We start from the raw sequence: 20070 nt of genomic DNA, 5'->3' as shown, positions 1-20070 counted from the left end.
TTCATTGTTGGAGAGTGTGGAGTGGATCGGACTCGCCATTTTTTTAAACCTGGGTAAGGAGAAGAACACCATGCAAAAATCGATAAAAAAATATTTCGCCCTTTTTGCATTACCGACGATATTGACCTTTACGGTCATTTTCATCATTCCGTTTTTATTAGGCGTTTATCTGTCCTTCACGGAATTTACAACGGTTAACGATGCAAAATGGGTCGGCTTCAGCAACTACGTCAAAGCCTTCTCAAATAAAGATTTTCTCAATTCACTTTGGTTTACAGTCAAATTTACGGTGGTTGCTGTTATCTCGATCAATGTATTTGCCTTCCTGTTGGCGCTTCTGCTAACGCGGGGCAAGAAAGGCACCAACATTTTCAGAACCATTTTCTTTATGCCTAACCTCATCGGCGGCATTGTGCTCGGCTACATCTGGCAGCTCATTTTGAACGGTATTTTGATTAAGTTCGACCTGACTTTGACGTTTAGCGCCAAATACGGTTTCTGGGGACTTGTGATTCTTATGAATTGGCAATTAATCGGGTATATGATGATCATCTATATCGCAGGGATTCAAAACGTGTCCAAGGATGTGGTTGAGGCCGCGAAAATCGATGGATGTACCCGTTTCGGTATATTGCGGAATGTGACGATTCCACTGGTGATGCCCTCCATTACCATCTGCTTGTTCCTGACGCTTTCGAATTCCTTTAAGCTGTTTGACCAGAACCTGGCTTTAACGGCAGGCGCCCCGGCTAAACAGACCTCGATGCTGGCGCTTGATATTTATAACACGTTTTATGGCAGTGTAGGTTGGGAAGGCGTTGGTCAAGCGAAAGCGGTTGTGTTCTTTGTGCTTGTCGCTTTGATAGCGCTGATTCAGTTGGTTGCTACGAGAAGAAAGGAGGTTGAGAACTAATGCCAAGAACAAAAGGAAGAGATGCTGTTCTGTTCGTTCTCCTATTGGTTCTCGCGATTGTGTTCCTTGCTCCGATTCTAATCGTACTGATGAACTCCTTGAAGGGGAAGTTTTTCATCAGTGACACGCCGTTTCTGCTCCCTGACAGCCAGACGTTTGTCGGGTTCAAGAACTATACGAGCGGCGTAGCCAAAACCGGATTCTTCAACGCCTTCGGCATGTCGCTGTTTATTACGGTTTGCTCCGTGGCGGTCATTGTCCTGCTGACGGCGATGACAGCCTGGTACATTACCCGTGTGAAATCCAGATTCACCAAAATGATGTATTATGTGTTCGTGTTTTCCATGATCGTTCCTTTCCAAATGGTGATGTTCACAATGACGAAGACGGCTAACGTGCTGCATCTGGATAATGCGGTTGGTATCATTCTAATTTATCTGGGCTTCGGCGCCGGTCTGTCGGTGTTCCTGTTCAGCGGCTTTGTTAAATCGATTCCGCTTGAAATTGAAGAGGCCGATTTGATCGACGGATGTAATCCGGTACAATCCTTCTTCAAAATCGTTCTGCCGATCTTGAAGCCGATTGCTATTACTGTCGCCATTCTAAACGTGATGTGGATTTGGAACGACTACCTGCTGCCGATGCTGGTCATCGGGACCAAATACAGAACGATTCCGATCGCTATTCAGTATTTGAAGGGCGGGTACGGCTCCATCGATATGGGTGCTATGATGGCTATGCTGGTGCTGGCGATTCTCCCGATCGTCGCATTCTACCTGCTCTGTCAAAAATATATTATTGAAGGTGTCGTTGCCGGCGCGGTTAAGGGTTAACCTTCAACGTGCCGTGGTCTAACTAGAAGACGGGGAAAGCAGGATGATCCGGAAGCGGACGATAGATAGGTCCAGCCGGGAGTCCTGCTTTGTTGCATTCGCCCTTGTGTTATATACTTGAAGTTGCTATATTTTGTAGAGATACAGCCCGATATTACAAGGTGAGGGAACGATTCGGATATGGCTTCAATAACAATTATTGATATTGCGAAAATGTGCGGGGTTGGCGTGACGACGGTTTCCCGGGCAATAAACAATCATCCTGACATCAGCGAAGAGACAAAAGCGATGATCATGAAGGTGATTAAGGAAAACCACTATGTTCCGAACAACAGCGCCCGAAATCTGAAGCGATCCGCCTCCAAAACGATCGCCGTGCTGATTAAGGGGATTACGAACCCTTTTTTCAACCGGATGATCAAGGTGTTTGACAAAGAAATTCAGCGGAAGAAATATTCGTTTATCTTGCAGCGAGTCGATGATAATCAGGATGAAATTGAGGTTGCCATTGAGCTGGAGAAGGAGAAACGTCTCAAGGGAATCGTATTCCTCGGCGGGAATTTCTCGCATGCCAAGGACAAGCTGGAGCAGCTGACCGTGCCGTTTGTACTCAGTACGATCGGGATGACGCCCGGTTATGAGCCTCATGAGTATTCGACGGTTTCGGTAGACGACTTCAAGGAAAGCTATAAAATGGTCGACTATCTCTGTAAGCTGGGCCACCGGAAAATCGCCATAATTACCGCCTCCATGGCAGACGTCAGTATCGGGCGGCTGAGATATGAAGGCTATAAGCAGGCGCTTGAAGACAACGGTCTTGAGCTGAATGAGAAGCTGGTGGGCCGAATGAAGGAGAATATCGAAAGCTATTCGATGGAGAACGGCTATGTAGTCACGAAGGAGCTTTTGGAGTCGGGGGAAGATTTTACTGCCCTGTTTGCGGTTTCCGACAGCTTGGCCGTGGGGGCTTGCAAAGCGATTTTTGAGAGTGGCAAGTCGGTGCCGGAGGACTACTCCGTGGCAGGTTTTGACGGGCTGGACATCACCTTTTATTACAACCCATCTATCACGACGATCCGGCAGCCGGTCGAGGAAATAGCCGAAGAGACGATTAAAGTGCTGTACGATTTGATTAATAAGAAAATAACGCATGCGCACAAGGTTTTTCCGGCAGAGCTCATTGTCAGGAAATCCACGATAGAGCCATCGCGTTAAGTAGATAAAAATAAGTCCCGTACCGTCTGGAGATGTTCAGGAGGGTAACGGGACTTTTGTTTATGAATAGGATATGCCGGAGGAAGCTCGTCTTTCGGAAAATCGTCGCTTTTCCCAGGATAAGAACAAAGTAAATGTAAAAAGTGCACTTAAATGGGCTCGCTCGGTCGATTGTTGCGATATAGACGGTTTTTAAATGTATGTTATGCAATTAATCCGTAAATAGTGAGGGTTTGGGGCGAAATAAATGTACTTTTTACATCTAGCGGTAGCGTCCACATGTATAAAACTACAACAGTTCATTGCGCTTCTTCAAATATCCGTATAGAAAAAAGCTGGCCACGGCACATAGCAATGCACAAATGCCGATAAACGAATAACCCGCCTGGAGACCACGCAACAGACTTAGCTCTGATTCAGAGCCGTCCGCAAACAGCTTCTTCCCCCAATCGATAATGGCTCCGATGAGATAATTTCCGAACACGCTGCCAATACCGAGCATGGTGACGATAAAGGCAATGGCGGCGTCACTGCTGGAGCGGTATTTTTTGGCGATGAGAGCCATGACCGTTGGGTAGATCGGGGCAATTCCGATGCCTGCAGCAGCAAACAGAAATGCTCCTGGTTCGCCGGTGAAGATGGCTGCCAAGGTGCAAACGCCGGAGAATCCGGCAAAAATGATCAGCGATAACGTGAACCCGATTTTATCCGTTAATGGACCCGCAAACAACCTTGCGAATGTAAAGCACAGGAAAAAGGCTGACAGCATGCCGGAGGCGCTTGTGGTTTCCCAATGATAGGCTTTTTCCAAAAAATTGACCAGCCAGCCACCAACGGCCATCTCCGCAATGACTCCAAAGGAGAGGATCAGCACGATCAGCCAGATACCTGGATCCCGGACCAGTTTCACGAGTGGAATCCGGGCAGCGTCATGCTGTTCTTCTCCCGGAAAGCGACATAGGATCGCTGGAATCATAGGAATGATCGATAAGGACAGCATGATCAGGTACATACCACGCCAATCAAGTGTATAGCCACCGATGCTGACTGTCATCAATCCGGATGCAATGATTGGGGCGACGGTGGAGCTGAGCCCATAGAAAAAATGGGCCAAATTCATCATAGTGCCTGTATTGCCTACGAAAATGCGTGCCGCTAGTACGGCTAAGGCGATTTCTAGCATCCCGTTGCCTAAATACATAATGAAATACGAACCGGACAGAGCCGGGTAACTGTGTGTGAAATACATCAAGATGCCCGATGCGGCCATAGAGCCGAAGGCGAGTAGTGTGACGGCTTTGGCCCCGATTTTCCGGGTTAGAAAAGTGGTAAATGAACAGGCTATCAAGTAGCCCAGCGAGTTTAGGGATAGCAGTGTGCCGATTTGCATCTCGCTCAGGCCAAAGTCCATTTGCATCCGCGGAATGGCGGGCCCTTTTATATTTTCCGAAAAACCAAAGATGAGAAATCCGACAAATACAGTTGCCAGCTGCAGCGCATAATTTCGGCTTGCCGCGGTTTTTGACTTTTGCTTTGTGTTGATTTGAGGTTGAACAGCCAAATTTAGAGTCCTCCCGATATTCTCAAAAAGATGTTGTGATGAGATGAAACAGGGAAATCGTAACACAAATTGCAGGACCCAGCTATACCTGAGCATGAAATCAGCTATTACATCCATAATAATACGAGAAGTCCCATTTATATCCAAAAAGGAGAAGGTGAAATGTTGGGCCGTATAGGAAAAAGTTATGTGCTGAGTATGTGCATCATGCTTATTTGGCTGCCGATCGTGGCGAATGCATCTGCGGCTCCTGCCGTGAGTGATCCGTTACCGGTGGAGGAGCCGCAGGCTCATACTGCCGGAAAAGCGGCTGCTGCTAAGCCAACTCCCGCTACCACCACTGTAGAGCAGTTAAGAGCGGTACTTCGAAAGTTCTGGATCGACCATGGGATATGGACGAGAAATTACATCGTCAGCTTCGTAGCGGGGATGGAGGACCAGGAAGCCGTATTGGCTCGGCTGCTTCAAAATCAGCAGGATATCGGCAATGCTCTAAAGCCTTATTATGGGAAGGAAGCGGGGAACAAACTGACCGAGCTGCTGCGGGAGCATATTTTAATTGCCGGTAAGCTGTTTGACGCTATAAAGAGAGGGCATTTGGAGGATACGGAAAAATACAAGCTGGATTGGTATTGGAACGCGAAGGATATAGCAGTATTTTTGAGCAAACTAAATCCAAACTGGCCGGCAAAGCAGCTTCAGGAGCTGCTGGAGAAGCATCTGCAGCTTGTTACCGATGATTTGAACGCTAGGTTGAACAAGGACTGGCCGGCCGATATTGCGTTTTTTGATCAGGTGCAAGAGCACCTGATTCGGTTTGCAGATGTGCTGGCGAACGGCATAGCAAAGCAGTTTCCGCAGAAATTTGGCGGCTCCGGGAAATAGACATGGCTGGAAAACACAGATAAACTCTAAAAAAACACCCGCTTATGCCGTAAGTTAAGACTTCACGGATAAGGGGGTGTTTTGACGTGGGAAGGTTATTGATTAATGTCGCATTTGTTCATAATAAACGAAATCTGGTTCTCGATCCGATTGATTTTTTCCTGTGTTTCTTGATCCTCTGCACCAAGACCTCGGAGCGAAGCAAGCTCCTGTTTGAGCTGATGAAGGTCGTCTCCGGCCCGGGCGCAGTCGTAGTTGCTTTCCAGATTGTTCAGCATAGTAGGTGGGTCCTCCATTTCTTCGGGATAGGCTGAGTATTTCGTGTGATTGATCAGGCTACTTCCCTATTATGGAGGATTTGGCTGGACTTATTCAGTCTTGCCCCGACGTGGCTTCACTAATTTTGTGCAGGAAAGCGCCGATATGCTCGCGCATCGCAACGATATCCTTCTCCGCTACTTTGGTATTCTCATAGAGCTTCAGAGGTATCTCAGCCATCTTCTCCTGTAATGTACGCCCTTGATCGGTTAATTCAATAATGACGTTACGTTCGTCCGTCTTGTCTCGGGTTCTCGTAATGAGTTCCATCGCTTCAATCTTCTTAAGCAGCGGAGTTAGAGTGCCCGAGTCGAGAAACAGCTTGGCGCCGAGCTCTTTGACCGTAATTCCGTCCTGCTCCCATAATACGAGCAACGTAATGTACTGCGTATAAGTAAGTCCAAATGGGGACAGTAGCGGGCGATACAGCTTCAAAATTTCACGAGAACAAGCATAAAAGGCAAAGCACAGCTGATTGTCCAGCTTCATCCATTCATTGGGTTGCATATTTATTTCACCTGCCATTAAATTGTATACAATTATATCGGGTTATTATAACATTTGTGTGATTCTTAAGTCAAAAATATCTTTTAGCGATTAATCTTAGCAAAAATTTTGTAATTTCATTTGACATAAGCAATTCAATTGTATACAATTCAATCATATGATACTTAATGAAATTTAGGAGGCGGCGAAACATGTCAATCTACGACATTGAAGTGAAGACGATTAAAGGAGAGGTTCAGACGCTGGAGCCTTACCGTGGGCAGGTGCTTCTAATCGTAAATACAGCGACGAAATGCGGGTTCGCTCCGCAATTTAAAGGTTTGCAGAAGCTGCATGATACTTATAAGGACCAAGGGTTTGCTGTATTGGGCTTTCCTTGCGGTCAGTTTGCCAACCAAGAGCCGGGAACGGACGAAGAAGTGGCTCAGGCATGCGAGCTGAATTTTGGGGTATCCTTCCCACTGTACGCCAAAATCGACGTAAACGGGAAAAATGCCCATCCGTTGTTCCAGCATTTAACCAAGGAAGCCCCTGGACTCCTCGGCTCCAAAGCGGTCAAATGGAACTTCACCAAGTTCCTGATTGATCAAAACGGCAAGGTCGTTAAGCGGTTCGCCCCTACGGATGAGCCGGCCAGTATCGAGAGCCATATCAAGGCGCTGCTCGGAGAAGGCGTGCATGCCTAAGAGATGCTCAGCTGGAGAAGCGAGTCTGATGATGTGATGATGAAGACTTGTATTTAGTACATTTATTTTGCGGACTTTTACCGAATCGGAGAAACTAAATGTAAAATGTACATCTAAATGGGCCTAGTAGTTGAGCACCCGAGGAATAAGCTACTTTTAAATGTACAAAATGCAACTAAACTGGGGAAAACGTGAAATTCCAGGCGAATAGATGCACTTTTTACATTTAAATGCGACTGGTAACGGAGAGTGTACTTTTGTGGGATGAAAGGACCAAGGTAATGGTCAAAGCGTCTTGTCAGCCCTTCCATAACTATAAGGAAAGACCGCTGAAGTAAGCAGTTTCAGCGGTCTTTGTGTTTCGTCTTTGCTACGCATCAAGAAAGGAAATAACGAACCGGAGTGAGTCTGCGTCCGCATTTGGGAGCCACTTGTCATCCTTCTTATCCAATCATTAGACAAGTGGCGGACAAGAGCGGTCCGAGGTCGTTATTTACTTTCGCTGCCATAGCTTGCAAGGTTTTAGAGGTTCTTGTGCAGCCTACACCAGCTTCTTGCGCAGCGCACCCGAGATCCAGTCGATGATCGTGATCATCACGATAATACCGAGCAAAATAATGCCGACACGGTCCCAATCGCGGGAGCTAAGGGCGAAGATGAGCGGCGTGCCGATTCCTCCGGCTCCGATCACGCCAAGAATGGTCGCCGAGCGGAGATTAATTTCAAATCGGTACAGGGTGTATGACAGAAAGCCTGGGAGCACCTGCGGCAGCACCGCAAACCATAAAATTTGCAGACGGTTTGCACCGGTGGCGATCAGCGCTTCGGTGGGTCCTTTATCCATGTTTTCGACTTCATCGGCAAACAGCTTGCCGAGCATCCCGACGGAATGCAGCCCTAGAGCCAACACCCCTGCAAAAGAACCGGGGCCCACCGCTTTGATGAACAGCAGCGCCATCACGATCTCTGGAAAGGTTCGGATGAAGCTGAGCAGCATTTTGCCCGAACCGGAAACCCACCTCGAGCGGCTCATGTTTGTGGCGGCCCAGAAAGCAAACGGAACGCAGACAATTGTAGAAATAACAGTACCCAGAATGGAGATGGCGAGCGTATCAAGCAGCCCGCGCAGCAGATCTTCACCGTCGGGTAGATACACATAGTCCCAATCCGGAGAGAACAGCCCGGAAAGAATCGATTTTGTGATCTGCCCGGCGGTTTCTTTGATCCCGTCAAAAGGAATCCCCGCGAAGGCCCATATGTAAACGAGTGCGAGCAGCACGTAAATCAGCCATCGCAAGCGGCTTTTTTTCGGTTTTTGAATTTTCCCTTGCCATGTATTTGTTGTCATATCAGTTTCTCCCGCAGCTTAGTACTCATATAGTCGATCAGTAAAACGACGGCTAATGTAAACAAAATGATCATGCACGTCTTGTCGTATTCCAGAAAACCTAACGTGACTTCGTAGTAATGGCCGATCCCCCCGGCGCCTACCAGACCAAGCACAGCGGCAGCACGCACGTTGATTTCGAAGGTATACAGCACATAAGAGGCGAAGTGCGCTTGAATTTGCGGAATGACGGCGAAGATGATTTTATGAATAGAATTAGCCCCGACGGAGGTCATTGCTTCGAGCGGCCCTTGGTCGATCGTTTCCAGCGATTCATAGGTAAGTTTGGCGATGAGACCAAAGGAGAATATCGAAAGAGCGAATATGCCGGGCAGCGGCCCAAGACCGAAAATGGCGACAAAAATAGCCGCCAGCAGCAGGTCGGGAATCGTCCGCACCAGGTTCAGCAAAAAGCGGACAGGCTGGTAGATCCAGGCGCTGCGGCTCAGGTTGCTGGCGCAAAGCAGCGCCACCGGAACGGCTAATATTGCGCCTAAGGTCGTACCGATCAGCGCCATGCGAATCGTCTCCAGCATTGCATCCACGATGTTGTCGAAATAGCTCCATTTCGGCGGAAACATTTCTCGCAGAAGATCGAGCATATTTGGCGCCCCTTTGATGAGCTCGCCAAGTGTGGCATCGGTCTTCACCGCACTGCCCCATAGCAGAAGCAGGATGATGAGCGCCGTCAAATAATGCTTCAGCTTGCTCGGGGCTTTCGGACGTTTCAGATTTGCTTCCAAATTTGTATTCATTGCAGGATTTCCTCCAAAGCGGTATGCCCGGCGCTCTTTTTCTCAAGAAGCTCGTCCTCGTCGACCGGGCGGCCGTATATTTCGGCAAACCGCTCGTCCGTTGCTTCCGAAACGGGCCCGTCAAAGACCACTTTCCCGGCGCGAAGACCGATGATTCGGGTCGCATACTGCCGGGCCAAATCGATGAAATGCAAATTGACGATTGTCGTGATGTCGAGCTCCACATTGATCCGCTTAAGGTCATCCATGACCTGTTTGGTGGTCAAGGGGTCAAGCGAAGCGACCGGTTCGTCAGCCAGGACGATCTTCGCTTCCTGTGCCAATACACGGGCGATGGCCACCCGCTGCTGCTGCCCGCCGGATAGCTCGTCGGCTCGGGCGTACGCTTTTTCCACGATATTCACCCGGTTCAATGCCTGAAATGCGAGTTCGACGTCTTCCTTTGGAAACGCGCAGAATAGCGTGCGTAGGGTAGAATGATAACCCACCCTTCCAGCCAATACATTGCGAAGCACGGAGGAGCGTTTTACGAGATTGAAGCTCTGAAAAATCATGCCGATATCCCGGCGAATCATCCGCAGCTCCTTCCCGGACGCCTTCGTAATCGACTTCCCGCCGATCAGAATGTCGCCTTCCGAGATGTCATGCAGGCGATTCATGGAGCGCAGCAGCGTCGATTTTCCGGCACCCGAAAGCCCGACGATGGCTACAAACTCTCCCTTATCGATTTTTAAATTGATCTGATCCAGCCCTTTGGTTCCGCCCGGGTATGTTTTCGATACATTGCGAAGTTCTATCACTGAGGACCATCCTTTATGAGAGTTTATCTTTTAAAAAAACGCATAGCCAGCCCGAGTGCAGGGCACTCCGACTGGCTCGCATCAACTTATCATGCCGAATTACGAGTAGGGGGGACGGCATGATTTATCGGGATTGGGTTGTTTGGTTCAGCCAAACGACTACTCGGTTTTTACCTTCTTGTTGTATTCACGAACGATATCAAACTTACTGTCATTGGATTCTACATAGCCTTCGTGCGTGTAGATGTCAGCGATGACCTTATGGCCTTCTTCATCTTTACCGATGGCAATAAAAGCATCTTTCAGCTTTTGCACCCATTCCGGGCTCATGTCGGAGCGTACGGAAATGGTGTCGTTCGGAATCGGCTCGGTATAGGTGATTACACGCGTATCATCAAATACTTTCGGGAAATCTTTCTTCACTGTGTTACGAGCGTCCTGGAAAATAGCGGCTGCATCGACATCGCCATTCAGTACGGCGATAACAGCTTGGTCATGACCTTTTACGGTTACCGGTGTAACGTCGGAAAGCGGGTCAATTCCTTCATCCATCAGCTTAGCAGCAGGCCATACATAACCTGCCGAGGAGGTCACGTTTTGGTAAGCGATCTTTTTGCCTTTCAGATCTTTTACCGATTTAATCGGCGAATCCTTCTTAACGATGATCATCGATTTATAAAAATCAACCAGTTTATCCGTAGGAGCTCCCGTCGCATCTTCAACCCCAAAACGCTGAGCTTGCAGCATAACTTCTGCAGCGCCTTTCTCTTTCGCCAGTACATAAGCGGTTGGTGGCAGGAAGCCAACATCCACTTGCTTGGAAGCCATGGCTTCAATGATCGTATTGTAGTCGGTCGATACGCTAACTGTTACCGGAATGCCAAGGCGATCGGACAGCAATTTTTCCAGCGGTTTAGCTTTTGCTTCAAGCGTATCCGCATTTTGCGAAGGGACGAATTGAACGGTCAGCTTTTCAGGTACATAACCGGTATCGGTAGATTTTTTTTCCGTATTGCTGTCGGAATTACTGTTGGCGTTCGCCGCTGTTGCATTGGTCTTACTTTCGGCGGATGCGTTCCCGCTTGTATTGGCCGGGGCGTTGTTGCCGCATGCGCTGATGACGGAAATGCTCAAGAATAAAGGCAAAATAAGCTTCGCGATTCTTTTCAATCAGATGACCTCCAAGCAATTCTATTTTTTGGTTACCTGATTAATATAAAAGAGATTTATTAACGGGCCACCAACCGGAAGTCAATCGGACGTAAAATTTGGATTATTCAGTTTTTACATAAATCTTTAATTTCTTTGCTAGAATGAACATATATGATGCTAGAATTATCCAATTGTAATATTGTGACATAGAGGGGCGGAGAATTTATTGTGAAAATAAACATGGGTGGGGAAAACGGTCTGCAAGCGACGTGTGAAGTTCTGGTAACGAGCGATATTCACGGATACATTTATCCAACTGATTACCGTTCTCGTGATGAGCGCAGCCTTGGGCTGGCCAAGCTGGCGACGATGATCCGCAGTGAACGCGAGAAGTCGCAAAATGGTTTGCTGATAGATAATGGGGACATCATTCAGGGGACACCGCTTTGTTCCTTTTATATGAAGCATAAGGAAGAGACTCACCCGTCGGTCAAGGTGCTGAATGCGTTAGGCTATGATGCGGCTGTGCCGGGAAATCATGAATTCAATTATGGTATGGATGAACTTCGCCGCGTCATGGCGGATTCGAATTTTCCGTGGCTGTCGGCAGGAATTTTGGATAGAGGGAACGGACAGCAGCCGGCCTTCGGCAAGCCTTATATCGTGAAAACGACGGAGTCAGGGATAAAAATCGCTATTTTGGGCGTCACGACGCATTACATCCCCCATTGGGAGAATCCAAGGCATATTGAGGGACTGGTATTCCAGGATGCGCTGGAAACTGCAAAACAGTGGGTGCCTCGGATTCGCCAGGGAGAGCAGCCGGATTTGCTCGTTGTTTCTTACCATGGCGGCTTCGAACGGGATTTGCGTACGGGGGAACCAGCGGAACGGCTGACTGGAGAAAATCAAGGATATGCGATGTGCATGGAAGTTCCCGGGATTGACGTTTTGATTACCGGGCACCAACACCGTTATATCGCGGAGGAAATTGGCGGCGTTATGGTTATACAGCCAGGATGCAACGGGCAAGCGCTCGGCAAAATCACCGTTCATTTCAATAAGGAAGAAGGCGGCAAATGGAGCATTGTTCGGCGACAGGCCGAGCTGCTGTACCCAGATGAGACAGTAGCGGCAGACACAGCCGTATTGGAACTGGCTTTGGAGCTGGAATCCGAAACCCAGGAATGGCTGGATCAGCCGATCGGTCAGGTTACTGGAGACATGACGATTCACAGCCCGCTGGCCTGCCGGCTAGCCGATAACCCTTTTATGGAGTTCGTGAATAGGGTTCAAATGGAGGCATCTGGTGTGGAGATTTCAAATGCCTCGCTACTTAGCAATGAATCCAAAGGTTTTCAAGGCAGCATCACGATGCGAGACGTCCTGACGAACTTTATGTATCCCAATACGCTGACAGTTTTGCGGCTGACGGGGCGGGATATCCGCGAGGCATTGGAGCAGACAGCGAATTATTTCGTGATTGGCACGGATGGGGAGATCGATGTAAACCCGGCATATATTGAGCCGAAGGCGCAGCACTACAACTACGATATGTGGGAAGGCATCGAGTATGTGCTGGATGTGTCCCGCCCGATTGGTCAACGAGTCGTTCAATTCGCTCGGAATGGTGTAGACATTCGGGAGGACGAGGAGTTCGATGTGGTGATGAATAATTACCGTGCCGGTGGAGGCGGAAATTATGACATGTACTGTGGGAAACCGGTCGTCAAGGAGATTCTAAGCGATGCGGCGGAGCTGGTTGCCGAGTATATTTTGCGGCGCGAAACGATTACAGCGGCGTGTGACCATAACTGGAAAGTAGTCGCTCAGGGTTGATGCTGGTGGCTGCTGGGTGGAACCCTGAAATTTTTGGATAATGCCGGGCGATTTCTGTTACGATAATAAAATGCATGAGATTTCTGGAAAACAGGAACTGGAAGCATCTTATATAAAAGGAGATGGCCCTAATGAGTGATCAAGTGAACGAACAGGAGCTCGTCGAGTATATTGCCAGCCGCTCTAAAGCGTCCCCGGAGCATATTCGGCTTGTACTGGGACATGAGGCGGACTTCATCAACAACGCGCATAAAGGCGCAAAGGATGAGGTTGACATTGATAGCGACGAACTAGTTGATTATGTACTGAGCCGTCATGACTTGAAGCTGGACGAATTAACGGTAGAGTCGATCCTCGACTTGGAGATGGATTACTTGATGGAAAAAGGACTTGCCGGATATCTTGATTAGCGTCGAAAAAAGAGAAGCCCAGGCCCCTAAAATGTGGGGATGCTGGGTTTTTCTTTTCTACTATATTTTGATGGTTTGCTCTATGATGATTACAACATGTGAGGGGAGGCAGAAGGTAATGAATTTTCGAAGCATCGGGACAAAAATTAGCTTGATCGTAATTGGAATTTTGTTGGCTTTTTCCGCGGCAATTAGTTATGTAGCTGTAGGGCAAATGGAGAAGGGGATTAAGACGTTTGCGACAGCTAAGGCAAAAAGTGATTTGGAGCTGGCCATGCGTTACGTTGATAGCAGGTATCCCGGTGATTGGCAAATTCATGACGATGCCTTGTATAAAGGTGAAGTAAAAATCAATGAAAATTATGAAATGGTCGATGAGATCGGGAAGCTGACGGGGGATACCGTGACGATTTTTCAGGGGGATACGCGGGCTTCCACCAATGTGCTCCAGGATGGAAAAAGATCGGTGGGCACGAAGGTCTCGGATAAAGTGGCCGAAAAGGTTCTGACAGGCGGTCAGAGTTATTTTGGAGAGGCCGTCGTTGTCGGTAAAACATATCAAGCTGCCTATCAGCCGGTTAAAGGCAAGGACGGCAGCGTAATTGGCATTTTCTATGTAGGTGCTCCGCAGCATTTGATTGACGTCATCCAAAAGTCATTCATTCAGCGTTTTGTAATCGTGTTCGCGGTGGCCATTGTCATATCCATTGTTGTAGTTGTGTTATACATAGGGAGAATCAACAAACGTCTGGGCGCTGTAGCTAAAGCGATGGAGGACGCCGGAGAAGGCGACTTTACCTCGGTAGTTACGGATGCATCCCGGGATGAAATCGGAAAGCTGGGCCATAGCTTTAACCAGATGGGCAGCAATTTGAGGGAATTGGTGCAGAGCGGTCTGCTGGCTTCCGAAAAAGTAGCCCAGTCGGCGAAGGAGCTGCATGCGGCGTCGGATAAAACGACGGAGGAATCTACGGTAATCGCTGCAGCGATTGATCAAGTGGCCCAAGGGGCGGAAAACCAAACGCAGAGTACGATGGAGAATGCCAGAGCTTTTGAGGAGATTGCCATTGGCGTGCAAAATATTGCCGAGCATGCTGCGGAAGCCGCCGAAGCGGCGGGGCAATCGCGTCGTCAAGCCGAGGTAGGCGGCGAACAGGTCCGCCAGGTGGTGGAACAGATGGGCTCTATCGATCGCTCCGTTCAGTCCAGCAGTTCATCCATCCGTCTGCTGAACGAGAAATCGCAGAAAATCGCCGAGATGATTGAAGCGATTCAAGGCGTGTCCAAGCAAACGAATCTGCTTGCGTTAAACGCGTCCATTGAAGCGGCTCGCGCTGGTCAAGAGGGCCGAGGCTTTGCCGTCGTTGCGACGGAAATCAGAAAGCTGGCGGAACAGTCCGGGGCATCCTCGGACCATATTGCCGAGGTAATGGGAGAGATTGAAGAGAATATTCGTGAATCCCTTCAGGCGATGGGTGGGGTTATCCGGGAAGTGAAGTCCGGGATTGAAATCACGGAGGAGACAGACCGAAGCTTTGCGGAGATACTTAAATCTAGCGGACACATCGCCGATTTGATTGAGCAGCTTGCCGCAGCGGCCGAGCAAATTTCCGCCGGGGTGGAGGAAGTGACCGCCTCCGTCAATGTTATCGCAGATATCGCTCGCGATACAGGCGCCTCCGCCGAGGAAGTTGCGGCTTCAGCAGCAAATCAGCTCACCGCAGTGGCAGAGGTCAACCGCTCCTGCTCGGTGCTCTCGCAAATATCTCACGAGCTGCATCAGGTGCTTAGTAAGTTTAAAGTTTCCTAGACATAAGAACGCCTACGCGGGCGGAAAAGGACTTGCCTCTTTTTCCTTTTCCGTCCGCATTAGGCTCCATATTATCCTGCTTGGTATGGCGACTCTGCTTGTTAACCCTACTTATCCCCCTCGTACTGCCTCTACGGCATGCTGCATTTCATAGTCAAAAAATAATAAAATTTTAATAAATAACTTTAAATCTTTTAAAATTAGGAGTACCCTAATAGATGGAAGTTTTACAAATCTATTTAGGGGATGACGTTTTATGAAAGCGCTAAGATGGCATGGTGTCAAAGACTTGAGACTTGAGAACATTGAGGAACCTAAGCCAGCTAAAGGCGAAGTTAAAATAAAGGTCGAGTGGTGCGGTATTTGTGGAAGTGACTTGCACGAGTATACGGCGGGGCCGATTTTTATCCCGCTTGAAACTCATCCGCTCAGCGGCGATAAAGCTCCGATTGTGATGGGGCATGAATTTTCCGGACAAGTGGTTGAAGTCGGTGAAGGCGTCACTCGGGCATCTGTCGGAGATCGCGTGGTAGTGGAACCGATCTATTCCTGCGGAACATGCGAGGCCTGCAAACAGGGCAAATACAATCTGTGCGATAAGATGGGCTTTTATGGACTGTCCGGCGGGGGTGGTGGATTCTCCGAATACGCAGCCGTACCGGAAGTTATGATTCACAAAATTCCTGATACAGTATCGTACGAGCAGGGTGCTCTCGTTGAGCCGTCTGCAGTTGCGTTGCATGCTGTACGCTCTAGTAAACTTAAAGTTGGCGACAAAGTCGTTGTATTCGGTACGGGCCCTATTGGTCTGCTTGTAATTGAAGCATTAAAGGCAGCGGGTGCCTCTGAAATCTATGCGGTCGAGCTGTCGGAAGAACGAAAACAGAAAGCGGCGGAAATGGGAGCGATCGTCATCGATCCTAAGCAATATGATGCTGTTGCGGAAATCCACAAACGGACGCAAGGCGGGGTCGACGTATCGTTTGAGGTTACCGGGGTACCTCCGGTGCTGACCCAAGCGATCAACTCCACGAAAATCGGTGGAGAAACAATGATCGTCAGCATCTTCGAAAAAGAAGCCTCAATCCATCCGCAAAACATTGTTCTGAAAGAACGCACCGTGACCGGTATCATCGGCTACCGTGATGTATTCCCGGCAGTTATCAGCCTGATGGAACAGGGCTATTTCAGCGCCGACAAGCTGGTAACTAAACGCATTAAGCTGGATCAAGCGGTCGAAGAAGGTTTTGAAGGTCTGCTGAAAGAACGCAACCAAGTCAAAATTTTGGTGAAACCTGAATAAGCTTCATTATAGAGAAGCCGGGTCCCTTTATGGGGTCCGGTTTTTGTTGTGGCTTAAGTAAGCGAAGCGTGCGAAATAAAAAACCACCTGCGGGTGGTGTAGTGATTTGCTTTGAGCTGGCAAAAAGAGGGACTCCCTCTATGCATCCGAGTGGATTCAAGTCCCGAGTTTCGGGGCGGGGGCAGGGTGGATCTGCAACGAACTGAGTAAGCGTTATTGCAGGCAAAAATGCGGATTTGAGAATCTAACGAACTCCAGCGGCCTTATTTGGCTCAAAAGATGACAAAAGGGTGCCTCTGGCGCTAAATAAGGTGTCCTGAGTTCGTTAGCTTGGGAAAACCGCCAAAATGAGGCGAATAGCGTGTCCTGAGTTCGTTAGCCTGGGGATGTCGATGGGACTGCACAATGAGGCGAATATCGTGTGTCTCAGGTTCGTTACGGCCCCCTAGGCTATCGTGTGGCGTCGTCCAAGTCAAGTCTTATCCAGTGACAAACTATGCCCGGTTTAAACCCGGTAAACGGTCATCCCCCGCTCCTGAAACGGCTTCACGTCGAAATCCGTCGCCTCTTCCCCCGTAATCAGGGTGTGGATGGCACTGTTCGGAGCAACGGTATGCAGGGAGAGCTTGCCGATTTTGGTATGGTCGCAGACTACGATAATTTCCCCGGCCGCCTCGATCATTCTTTGCTTGGCAGGCACCAGCAGCGCTTCCGGATGCATTAGACCGTACTGGGGATGCAGTGCCGGCGTTCCGATAAAAGCCTTCTCCACATGCAATGACTTCAGAACATGATCCGTGAACATACCGTTAAGCATATAGCTTGACGGATACAACTCCCCACCCGTGAGAATTACCCTAATGCCCGGCGCATCGCGCAGTTCGACGGCTATGTTCATATCGTTCGTGATGACAGTGACATTAGAGCGATTGACGAGATGGGTAGCGATGTGTAGTGTAGTTGTACCCGAATCAATGATGATGTTCTCCCCGTCCTCTACCAACGAAGCAGCGTGACGGCCAATGCGTATCTTCTCCTCTAGATGCTGATTTCTTCGTTCTTGAAAAGAGGGCTCGTCATGCGTCCACTGTTCCATAACGACGCCCCCGTGCGTTCTGCTCAGCATGCCCTCCTGCTCGATCTCTGCCAAATCCCGGCGAATGGTCGCGCTATGAACGTTAAATTCCGCAGCCAGCATCGCCACCGTGGCGGTTCGATACTGTCTGACATACTCCACAATGCGTCGTTTTCTTTCCGCAGCCAGCAAGGCCCATCTTCCTTCCCCAAGATCAAATGCGCAAAAATGCGCACATCTTTATTGAAATTTTTCGGCTTTCCTATTTACACTTACATCGATTTTACCGGAGAAATATTTGCTGCGTGTTAACAAATATACAATCTTCACTGTTATGTGAGGCTATTTTCCGCGACTATTCGCGATTATTGGCGATTTTCCCGGTTATTTTAGGGGATTTTCCCGTAGGTTCTCCATGATCGCAATTAACTTTCTTCCTATTAAAAAACTTGCCTTGCTCCTCCCCCTTTACTAGTCCGGTCAAGTGCTTCTGAGCATGTTTACATATCCTTGATTTTGTCCTTATATTCCCGAAACGAATGGGTTCTACAATCAAAGTAAGCTCAAATGAGCAAAACAAATCAAAAAATGCACATTTGATGCTCATTTCATATAGATTTTACCAATTCAGATAAGGGGGATGGCACTTGGCATCCATACAATTTGTGAGTGTAACCAAAGCATTTGAGAAAAACGCGGTCATCCAGGATCTCAATCTAACGATCGAAGATGGAGCATTTACCGTGCTCGTCGGCCCGTCCGGCTGCGGCAAAACCACGCTGCTGCGCATGATCGCTGGGCTGGGCCCGCAAACCTCCGGGCAGGTGCTTATCGACGGCAAGGACGTTTCCCGTATACCTTCGGGCCAGCGCGGCGTGGCGATGGTGTTTCAAAACTACGCAATTTACCCCACGATGTCGGTGCGGGAAAATATTGAGTTTGGCCTGAAAAACAACAAGGTTCCCAAAGCGGAGCGAGTGCGGCTCGTCGAAAGCATCAGCGAGACCGTGGGCTTGCTTGAATACTTGGACCGCAAGCCGTCGGCCTTGTCCGGCGGGCAGCGGCAGCGCGTCGCCTTGGCTCGGGCAATGGTCAAGAAGCCGTCCGTGTTCCTCATGGACGAACCGCTCTCCAACCTGGACGCCAAGCTGCGGGTTCAGATGCGTATCGAGCTGATCGAGCTGCACAAGAAGCTTGGCACTACGTTTGTGTATGTAACGCACGATCAGGTCGAGGCGATGTCCATGGCCGATACGATCGTGCTGATGAATAAAGGGCTGATTCAGCAGGAAGCTGCGCCAGACGACATTTATCATAAGCCCCGTAATTTGTTTACGGCGCAGTTTATCGGGGTACCGCCGATGAATGTCGGCGATCTTGGCGTGGATGGCGTGAAATTCGGGTTCCGCCCCGAGAACGCCAGTTTGTCGGCGGCAGAGTCGTGGCCATCGGAGAAGTTGGAGCAAACCAGGCCAACGCCGCACTATGCCCTTCAAGGCACCATCGTCACCCGCGAAATGCTCGGATCAGAGACGATCTACCAGATAAGGTCGGGCGACTTGTCCTTTATGGTGAAGTCCCCTGAAGACACGTTTCAGGTTGACCAAGAGGTTGTACTTGGCGTCGAGGCTGCCAAGATCCATTTTTTTGGAGCAGATGAACTCCGCATAGAGGATAGTGATCCGAGGATCCACGGCTATTTGGAGGCACTGAGAGGGAAAAGCCATGGATAAACGTTCATTGTGGGAGCGGCTCCGGCCTTATGTACTGATAGCACCTGCGATGGTGGGCATCGGTATGTTTGTCATTTACCCTGTCCTGTATCTCCTATATCTGAGCTTCTACAAATACAACCTGATGAACAAGGCGAAAAGCAAGTTTATCGGCTGGGATAACTTCCAGCAAATTTTGACTCGGGACGATTTTTACAAGGCGCTAGGAAATACCGCTATTTACACAGCCGGCGTAGTCACGCTGACGATTGTGCTGTCCCTGATCATCGCGGTGTGGCTCAACAAAAAAAGCCGCATCAACGCGCTGGTGCAGGCGGGGATTTTCACCCCACATATCGTCTCCATCGTCTCGATCTCGCTCGTATGGCTGTGGCTGATGGACCCCGAGCAGGGGCTGCTCAATTTCATGCTGAAAATGATTGGCCTACCGACCTCCGACTGGCTGCAAAGCTCCAAAACGGCGCTCCTGTCCGTCATCATCGTCTCGGTATGGCAAAATATCGGCTACTATACGCTCATTATCGTCGCGGCGCTGCAGAGCGTACCGCCGAGCATTTACGAAGCGGCTGCGCTCGACAATGCGAGCAAGTTCAAGGTGTTTACCAAGATTACGCTGCCGATGATTTCGCCGCAGTTGTTTTTCATCCTGGTCATTATGACAATCAGCTCCTTCAAAGTGTTTGATACGGTCAAAATCATGACCGGAGGCGGCCCCAACAATGCGACGAATACGCTCGTTTATTACATTTACGGATTCCGAACGACCAATATCGGCTATTCGGCAGCGACCGGCACCGTCCTGATGGCGATTATCGGGGTGCTGACCTTCATCTATTTCAGACTGCTGGCAAAGAAGGTTCATTATCAATGAGGGAAAGGAGCCCGCTT

At 49.1% G+C, this 20070-nt stretch carries 19 protein-coding genes; 11 read left to right on the top strand and 8 right to left on the bottom strand.

Annotation, left to right across the window (positions count from 1 at the left end; all coding sequences use genetic code 11):
- Positions 1-70: 70 nt before the first annotated feature.
- The 3 genes from ACFQ3W_RS14845 to ACFQ3W_RS14835 all read left to right on the top strand — a co-directional run bounded on the left by ACFQ3W_RS14845 (position 71) and on the right by ACFQ3W_RS14835 (position 2961).
- The gene (locus tag ACFQ3W_RS14845; protein WP_379320019.1) at positions 71-913 is read left to right on the top strand and encodes a carbohydrate ABC transporter permease; all 843 of its coding nucleotides are present in this window, start codon (positions 71-73) and stop codon (positions 911-913) included.
- Positions 913-1746: a carbohydrate ABC transporter permease gene (locus ACFQ3W_RS14840; protein WP_379320018.1), complete on the top strand. Its 834-nt coding sequence runs from the start codon at positions 913-915 to the stop codon at positions 1744-1746. The genes ACFQ3W_RS14845 and ACFQ3W_RS14840 overlap by 1 nt, the downstream gene beginning before the upstream one ends.
- Before the next feature lie 180 nt (positions 1747-1926).
- Positions 1927-2961 (top strand): LacI family DNA-binding transcriptional regulator, encoded by a 1035-nt coding sequence (locus ACFQ3W_RS14835; RefSeq protein ID WP_379320017.1) that lies wholly within the window; start codon positions 1927-1929, stop codon positions 2959-2961.
- Positions 2962-3250: 289 nt separating this feature from the next.
- Here ACFQ3W_RS14835 and ACFQ3W_RS14830 read toward each other — a convergent pair whose 3' ends face one another.
- The gene (locus tag ACFQ3W_RS14830) at positions 3251-4522 is read right to left on the bottom strand and encodes an MFS transporter (RefSeq protein ID WP_379320016.1); all 1272 of its coding nucleotides are present in this window, start codon (positions 4520-4522) and stop codon (positions 3251-3253) included.
- A gap of 162 nt (positions 4523-4684) precedes the next feature.
- Here ACFQ3W_RS14830 and ACFQ3W_RS14825 point away from each other — a divergent pair, with 162 nt between their 5' ends.
- Entirely contained in the window at positions 4685-5407 is a 723-nt protein-coding gene (locus ACFQ3W_RS14825; protein WP_379320015.1) for a glycosyltransferase, read from the top strand.
- 95 nt (positions 5408-5502) lie between these two features.
- Here the strand turns inward: ACFQ3W_RS14825 and ACFQ3W_RS14820 are convergent, their stop codons facing one another.
- Together ACFQ3W_RS14820 and ACFQ3W_RS14815 are read right to left on the bottom strand one after the other, a co-directional pair.
- The gene (locus tag ACFQ3W_RS14820; RefSeq protein ID WP_379320014.1) at positions 5503-5685 is read right to left on the bottom strand and encodes a DUF2524 domain-containing protein; all 183 of its coding nucleotides are present in this window, start codon (positions 5683-5685) and stop codon (positions 5503-5505) included.
- Positions 5686-5779: 94 nt separating this feature from the next.
- Positions 5780-6232, bottom strand: coding sequence for a MarR family winged helix-turn-helix transcriptional regulator (locus tag ACFQ3W_RS14815; protein ID WP_379320013.1), 453 nt, complete (start codon positions 6230-6232; stop codon positions 5780-5782).
- Between the two features lie 191 nt (positions 6233-6423).
- Here ACFQ3W_RS14815 and ACFQ3W_RS14810 point away from each other — a divergent pair, with 191 nt between their 5' ends.
- Positions 6424-6918: a glutathione peroxidase gene (locus tag ACFQ3W_RS14810; RefSeq protein WP_379320012.1), complete on the top strand. Its 495-nt coding sequence runs from the start codon at positions 6424-6426 to the stop codon at positions 6916-6918.
- Positions 6919-7459: 541 nt separating this feature from the next.
- Here ACFQ3W_RS14810 and phnE (ACFQ3W_RS14805) read toward each other — a convergent pair.
- From phnE (ACFQ3W_RS14805) to ACFQ3W_RS14790, 4 genes are all read right to left on the bottom strand, one after another.
- Positions 7460-8266 (bottom strand): phosphonate ABC transporter, permease protein PhnE, encoded by an 807-nt coding sequence (gene phnE, locus ACFQ3W_RS14805; RefSeq protein WP_379320011.1) that lies wholly within the window; start codon positions 8264-8266, stop codon positions 7460-7462.
- Positions 8263-9060: a phosphonate ABC transporter, permease protein PhnE gene (phnE, locus tag ACFQ3W_RS14800; protein WP_379320010.1), complete on the bottom strand. Its 798-nt coding sequence runs from the start codon at positions 9058-9060 to the stop codon at positions 8263-8265. The genes phnE (ACFQ3W_RS14805) and phnE (ACFQ3W_RS14800) overlap by 4 nt, the downstream gene beginning before the upstream one ends.
- The gene (phnC, locus tag ACFQ3W_RS14795; protein WP_379320009.1) at positions 9057-9860 is read right to left on the bottom strand and encodes a phosphonate ABC transporter ATP-binding protein; all 804 of its coding nucleotides are present in this window, start codon (positions 9858-9860) and stop codon (positions 9057-9059) included. The genes phnE (ACFQ3W_RS14800) and phnC overlap by 4 nt, the downstream gene beginning before the upstream one ends.
- A 159-nt stretch (positions 9861-10019) precedes the next feature.
- Positions 10020-11030, bottom strand: coding sequence for a phosphate/phosphite/phosphonate ABC transporter substrate-binding protein (locus ACFQ3W_RS14790; protein WP_379320008.1), 1011 nt, complete (start codon positions 11028-11030; stop codon positions 10020-10022).
- Positions 11031-11252: 222 nt separating this feature from the next.
- Between ACFQ3W_RS14790 and ACFQ3W_RS14785 the strand changes: the two genes are divergently transcribed.
- The 4 genes from ACFQ3W_RS14785 (at position 11253) to ACFQ3W_RS14770 (ending at position 16374) form a co-directional block, all read left to right on the top strand.
- A complete protein-coding gene (locus tag ACFQ3W_RS14785) occupies positions 11253-12851 on the top strand; it encodes a bifunctional metallophosphatase/5'-nucleotidase (RefSeq protein WP_379320109.1) in 1599 nt (532 codons plus the stop codon).
- 131 nt (positions 12852-12982) lie between these two features.
- Positions 12983-13261 (top strand): hypothetical protein, encoded by a 279-nt coding sequence (locus ACFQ3W_RS14780; protein ID WP_379320007.1) that lies wholly within the window; start codon positions 12983-12985, stop codon positions 13259-13261.
- 118 nt (positions 13262-13379) lie between these two features.
- Positions 13380-15071 (top strand): methyl-accepting chemotaxis protein, encoded by a 1692-nt coding sequence (locus ACFQ3W_RS14775; RefSeq protein WP_379320006.1) that lies wholly within the window; start codon positions 13380-13382, stop codon positions 15069-15071.
- A gap of 256 nt (positions 15072-15327) precedes the next feature.
- Complete coding sequence (locus ACFQ3W_RS14770; RefSeq protein WP_379320005.1) at positions 15328-16374, top strand: 2,3-butanediol dehydrogenase; 1047 nt, start codon at positions 15328-15330, stop codon at positions 16372-16374.
- A 505-nt stretch (positions 16375-16879) separates the two neighbouring features.
- On the opposite strand, the gene ACFQ3W_RS14765 is transcribed toward ACFQ3W_RS14770, so the two are convergent.
- Positions 16880-17641, bottom strand: a complete 762-nt coding sequence (locus ACFQ3W_RS14765) for a DeoR/GlpR family DNA-binding transcription regulator (protein ID WP_379320004.1) — start codon at positions 17639-17641, stop codon at positions 16880-16882.
- Positions 17642-18096: 455 nt separating this feature from the next.
- Here ACFQ3W_RS14765 and ACFQ3W_RS14760 point away from each other — a divergent pair, with 455 nt between their 5' ends.
- On the top strand, positions 18097-19182 hold the full coding sequence (locus ACFQ3W_RS14760) for an ABC transporter ATP-binding protein (protein ID WP_379320003.1): 1086 nt from the start codon (positions 18097-18099) through the stop codon (positions 19180-19182).
- A complete protein-coding gene (locus ACFQ3W_RS14755) occupies positions 19175-20053 on the top strand; it encodes a carbohydrate ABC transporter permease (protein ID WP_379320002.1) in 879 nt (292 codons plus the stop codon). The genes ACFQ3W_RS14760 and ACFQ3W_RS14755 overlap by 8 nt, the downstream gene beginning before the upstream one ends.
- Positions 20054-20070 lie beyond the last annotated feature (17 nt).

It is taken from the genome of Paenibacillus puldeungensis, assembly GCF_042678945.1.
In the GTDB taxonomy this organism is placed as follows: domain Bacteria; phylum Bacillota; class Bacilli; order Paenibacillales; family Paenibacillaceae; genus Fontibacillus; species Fontibacillus puldeungensis.
This window is presented reverse-complemented; position numbering and strand designations above follow the sequence as displayed.

What these genes read in the sequence shown, in the direction of transcription:
- ACFQ3W_RS14785 (WP_379320109.1), top strand. Translation starts at nt 11,253, where the DNA reads ATGGGTGGGGAAAACGGTCTGCAAGCGACGTGTGAAGTTCTGGTAACG.
- ACFQ3W_RS14815 (WP_379320013.1), bottom strand. Translation starts at nt 6,232, where the DNA reads ATGCAACCCAATGAATGGATGAAGCTGGACAATCAGCTGTGCTTTGCC.
- ACFQ3W_RS14775 (WP_379320006.1), top strand. Translation starts at nt 13,380, where the DNA reads ATGAATTTTCGAAGCATCGGGACAAAAATTAGCTTGATCGTAATTGGA.
- ACFQ3W_RS14810 (WP_379320012.1), top strand. Translation starts at nt 6,424, where the DNA reads ATGTCAATCTACGACATTGAAGTGAAGACGATTAAAGGAGAGGTTCAG.
- ACFQ3W_RS14780 (WP_379320007.1), top strand. Translation starts at nt 12,983, where the DNA reads ATGAGTGATCAAGTGAACGAACAGGAGCTCGTCGAGTATATTGCCAGC.
- ACFQ3W_RS14825 (WP_379320015.1), top strand. Translation starts at nt 4,685, where the DNA reads ATGTTGGGCCGTATAGGAAAAAGTTATGTGCTGAGTATGTGCATCATG.
- ACFQ3W_RS14835 (WP_379320017.1), top strand. Translation starts at nt 1,927, where the DNA reads ATGGCTTCAATAACAATTATTGATATTGCGAAAATGTGCGGGGTTGGC.
- ACFQ3W_RS14820 (WP_379320014.1), bottom strand. Translation starts at nt 5,685, where the DNA reads ATGCTGAACAATCTGGAAAGCAACTACGACTGCGCCCGGGCCGGAGAC.
- ACFQ3W_RS14845 (WP_379320019.1), top strand. Translation starts at nt 71, where the DNA reads ATGCAAAAATCGATAAAAAAATATTTCGCCCTTTTTGCATTACCGACG.
- phnE (WP_379320011.1), bottom strand. Translation starts at nt 8,266, where the DNA reads ATGACAACAAATACATGGCAAGGGAAAATTCAAAAACCGAAAAAAAGC.
- phnE (WP_379320010.1), bottom strand. Translation starts at nt 9,060, where the DNA reads ATGAATACAAATTTGGAAGCAAATCTGAAACGTCCGAAAGCCCCGAGC.
- ACFQ3W_RS14770 (WP_379320005.1), top strand. Translation starts at nt 15,328, where the DNA reads ATGAAAGCGCTAAGATGGCATGGTGTCAAAGACTTGAGACTTGAGAAC.
- ACFQ3W_RS14755 (WP_379320002.1), top strand. Translation starts at nt 19,175, where the DNA reads ATGGATAAACGTTCATTGTGGGAGCGGCTCCGGCCTTATGTACTGATA.
- ACFQ3W_RS14840 (WP_379320018.1), top strand. Translation starts at nt 913, where the DNA reads ATGCCAAGAACAAAAGGAAGAGATGCTGTTCTGTTCGTTCTCCTATTG.